3 protein-coding genes are annotated in these 3,405 nt (G+C 63.3%); all 3 read left to right on the plus strand.

Annotation, left to right across the window (positions count from 1 at the left end):
* Positions 1-649: 649 nt before the first annotated feature.
* The 3 genes from istA to LPA37_RS27540 are packed head-to-tail and all read left to right on the plus strand — an operon-like array spanning position 650 to position 3,301.
* Entirely contained in the window at positions 650-2,329 is a 1,680-nt protein-coding gene (istA, locus tag LPA37_RS27530; protein ID WP_229014246.1) for an IS21 family transposase, read from the plus strand.
* Positions 2,316-3,089, plus strand: a complete 774-nt coding sequence (gene istB, locus LPA37_RS27535) for an IS21-like element helper ATPase IstB (protein WP_201108928.1) — start codon at positions 2,316-2,318, stop codon at positions 3,087-3,089. Before istA ends, istB begins: the two co-directional genes overlap by 14 nt.
* Complete coding sequence (locus tag LPA37_RS27540) at positions 3,086-3,301, plus strand: hypothetical protein (RefSeq protein ID WP_201108927.1); 216 nt, start codon at positions 3,086-3,088, stop codon at positions 3,299-3,301. Before istB ends, LPA37_RS27540 begins: the two co-directional genes overlap by 4 nt.
* Positions 3,302-3,405 lie beyond the last annotated feature (104 nt).

The raw sequence follows: 3,405 nt of genomic DNA on the forward strand, positions 1-3,405 counted from the left end.
ACTGTGAACGCCGGCCTAAATCCGACACTAAACGACGGCGTGATGGAATTGAGCTGCTGAGCGGCGGCAGTTGCTAAGCGATGTTTTGGGAAGGGACAGCGGAGTATTGATGACGCTTTGCGTGGCGTAAGGAGCCCGTAGGGCGAGTGCAGACGCGCAAAGCGTGGTGAGAGATGACGGTGTTCAGCGGTTACGGTAGAAAGGCATACCGCCGAAGAAACCACCGGCGCGACACCGGTCAAACCGCCAAGTTCACCCCGGGGCCGCGCCGCACAGGACACAGACGCAAGGCCATGGGGCCAAGCACAGGGACACGTGCAGTCGCAGTATTCCACGGCTGGCGGTCCCTGTCGATATCGATATCGACCTGCCTTCGGCGTTCCATGGGGACCGCCGATGCAGCCCACGGGCCGCTTCTTTCTGTGCGCCCACTGTCGGGTGCAGGTGTTCATTTGTCGCCGCTGCGATCGCGGCCAGATCTATTGCGCCAACGGCTGTGCCCAAGCGGCTCGTCGCGCAAGTTTGCGCGAAGCGGCCCGGCGTTACCAGCACTCTCGCCGTGGGCGTCTTGCCCATGCGCAGCGCGCCCGTCGTTATCGGGCGCGACTCAATAAAGTGACGCATCACGGTTCACCTGCGGTAGCGCCCAGTGCTCTACTGCCTGCGGACTCGATGCGCGCCGCTGTTACTCATCATCGCGTCACGGCATCGGTGCCGACGACAACGCATTGCCACCTATGCGGCAATGCCTGTTCGCCGCTCGTGCGCCTTGGCCCGCTGCGCCGTCGAGCTCCTTATTCCATTTACCGATTGCGGGGAGGCTCTAAAGGTGACGATTGACGCTGAACTCGAAGCCCATATCCTGCGGCTCTATCATGTCGAGAAGTGGCGCTGCGGCACCATCGCGCAGCAACTGCACGTGCATCGCGGCACAGTCAAACGGGTGCTCGCGCAGGCCGGCTTGCCGCGCCACGGTCCGGCGCCGCGCTCTTCGATGATCGAGCCGTATCTGCCGTTCATTGGCCAGACGCTCGAGAAGTATCCGACGCTCACCGCCAGCCGCCTCTACGGCATGGTGCGCGAGCGCGGCTATCAGGGCGGCCCCACGCACTTCCGGCATTTGATCTCGCTGCATCGGCCACGCCCGCCTGCCGAAGCGTACCTGCGGCTGCGCACGTTGCCCGGCGAACAGATGCAATGCGACTGGGGTCATTTCGGTCACTTGCAGATCGGCCGTGCGCGCCGGCCCTTGATGGCCTTCGTGATGGTGCTCTCGTACTCGCGCGACCTGTATCTGCGCTTCTTCCTCGACGCGCGCATGGAGAACTTCCTGCGCGGGCATATCGGCGCCTTCACGCACTGGGGTGGGCTTGGCCGGGTTGTCCTTTACGACAACCTCAAGAGCGCCGTACTTGAACGCCGGGGCGACGCCATCCGTTTCCACCCGACGCTGCTTGCCTTCGCTGCGCACTACCGGTTCGAGCCGAGACCGGTGGCGATTGCGCGCGGCAACGAGAAGGGGCGCGTTGAGCGTGCGATTCGCCATGTCCGTGACGCATTCTTCGCGGCAAGGCAGTTCGCCGATCTGGACGATCTGAATACGCAAGCCGAGCACTGGTGCCGCACGCAGGCGGCCGATCGCCCGTGCCCGGAAGATCGCATGATCAGCGTGCGCCAAGCATTTGCGCAAGAACAGCCGACGCTTCTTGCGCTGCCCGAGAACCCATATCCTGTTGAGGAAACGCTCGCCGTCAAAGTCGGCAAGACGCCCTACGTCCGCTTCGATCTGAACGACTACTCGATTCCACACACGCACGTGCGACGCACGCTCACGATACGCGCCAATCTCGAACAGGTACGCGTGTTGGACGGTGCTGAAGTCCTTGCGCACCACGTTCGCAGTTTCGATCGCGGCGCACAAATCGAAGAGCCGACCCACATCGAGACGCTCGTGGGCGTCAAACGCGAGGCTCGTCATCATCGCGGCATGGACCGCTTGGCCAAGGCTGCGCCAGCCAGTCAGGATCTGCTGCGCCGCGCGGCTGAACGCAACGCGAATCTGGGCACCATCACGGCGGCGTTGCTGCGTCTGCTCGAACGCTACGGTGCCGCGCAATTGCAGGTCGCGATTGGCGATGCGCTCGAAAGCGGCGTGCCGCACCCGAACGCCGTGCGCCTGGCGCTGGAGCGCCGCCGCGAAGAGCGGCAGCTTCCGCCACCGCTTGCCGTATGTCTGCCGCCGCACGTACGCCAGAAGGACACGCCGGTTCAACCCCACCGGCTCGATACCTACGACCAACTTGCCGGAGGCATGGATGAGCTCGCTTGAATCATTGCGCACACGCGCACAGGAATTGCGTTTGCACGGGCTGCTGGCCCACTGGCCCGAGGTTGCGCAGGAGCCGTGGGTCGCGCCGCTCGTGCAGTGGGAGGAAGACGAGCGAGCCCGTCGCTCGCTCGAGCGGCGCATCAAGGAATCACACCTGGGCGGCTTTAAAGGCTTGTGCGACTTCGACTGGGCTTGGCCGTCACGCTGTGATCGCGGCGCCATCGAAGATCTGATGACGCTTGGATTCATGAAGGATGCCGCCAACGTTGTGCTCATCGGCCCCAACGGCGTGGGCAAGTCGACGCTAGCGAAGAACGTCGCGCATCAGGCGCTCGTGCATGGGCACACGGTGCTGTTCACTACCGCCGGCAACATGCTGGGCGAACTGGCCGCGCTCGATAGCGATTCAACGCTGCGCCGGCGCTTGCGTCGCTATGCTGCGCCCGACGTCCTTGTAATCGACGAGGTTGGCTATCTCTCCTACTCGAATCGCCACGCGGATCTGCTGTTCGAGTTGATCAGTCGCAGGTACCAGAACAACAGCACGATCGTGACATCGAATCGACCGTTTGCCGAATGGCACGAAGTGTTTCCGAACGCCGCTTGCGTCGTGTCACTCGTCGATCGCCTGGTGCATCTGGCCGAGGTCATCTCGATCGAAGGCGAATCGTACCGCCTGAAGGAAGCCCGCGAGCGGGCTGACAAACGCGCTCGTCAGCGCGGTCCCACAAAGTCGGCGAAGGCAGGGCAGTCGTCATGAAAGCCCCCTCGTTGCCTTCCGGCCGAACGCGCGGCCTGAGCTTCGTCGTGCCCGAGGACTGGACGCCCGAGCAGGCGCTCGCCGTGTTCGAGCTGCTCGACGACCTGCGCGAAGTGATCAGCGCCCGCTATCTGCCCGACATGCAGCGGCTCCTGCACGAAGATCGCCGGCAACACGATCTACCGTTCAACGAGCGCGATCCGCCGTTCTGAACGATGTCATTGACGACAAAGGGGCCCGCGTGGCCCCTTTGTTCTTGAGTAATTCGCTCAACCTTGCGTCGTCGTTTAACGTCGCTTTTACACCGGCGCTAACA

This window comes from Paraburkholderia gardini, from assembly GCF_907164545.1.
In the GTDB taxonomy this organism is placed as follows: domain Bacteria; phylum Pseudomonadota; class Gammaproteobacteria; order Burkholderiales; family Burkholderiaceae; genus Paraburkholderia; species Paraburkholderia gardini.

Coding starts and splice junctions, on each gene's coding strand:
- LPA37_RS27540 (WP_201108927.1), top strand. CDS start 3,086: ATGAAAGCCCCCTCGTTGCCTTCCGGCCGAACGCGCGGCCTGAGCTTC.
- istB (WP_201108928.1), top strand. CDS start 2,316: ATGAGCTCGCTTGAATCATTGCGCACACGCGCACAGGAATTGCGTTTG.